Source organism: Granulicella sp. dw_53 (assembly GCF_018449545.1).
Lineage (GTDB): Bacteria > Acidobacteriota > Terriglobia > Terriglobales > Acidobacteriaceae > Edaphobacter.
Genome location: NZ_JAAVUR010000054.1, coordinates 1 through 420, shown reverse-complemented (window position 1 = coordinate 420; position 420 = coordinate 1). Strand labels below are relative to the sequence as shown.

Below are 420 nucleotides of genomic sequence, written 5' to 3'. Positions count from 1 at the left end.
CAGACCAAGCTCCCAGAGACGGGTGAAGGCCTGTCTTTCGTAGCCGCCGGTGGCTTCCATGGCCACCAGTTCGACGTGATGATGGTGGCAGAAGCTGGCCAGCGAGGCGATGCCGGCTGGGGTGTTGGCGAAGCTGTCCTGGGCGCCGCGAGAGCCGATACGGGCTGCAAGCGAGGTTGATGAGATATCCACTCCACAAATAATCCGGGTCACGGTAACCTGCCTTGTAAGTGCGACTGGAGAGTCGGGCGACTGTTCGGTCGGACGCAACCTGGGATGCGGTTCCTCGCTGAGCGACGGTGGCAAAACCACCTCAGGATGAACGGATGCCGCACGCCCGTGGGGAACCAGAAAAACGGTTCCCCCCTCTGACTTACAGTCTTACCGCCACTCATATAGAGATACAAGGATGACAAATTT

At 59.0% G+C, this 420-nt stretch carries 1 pseudogene; it reads right to left on the bottom strand.

Annotation, left to right across the window (positions count from 1 at the left end):
* Window positions 1-213: pseudogene (locus HB393_RS24935) on the bottom strand (IS110 family transposase); the annotation flags it as partial.
* Between the last annotated feature and the right edge of the window lie 207 nt (window positions 214-420).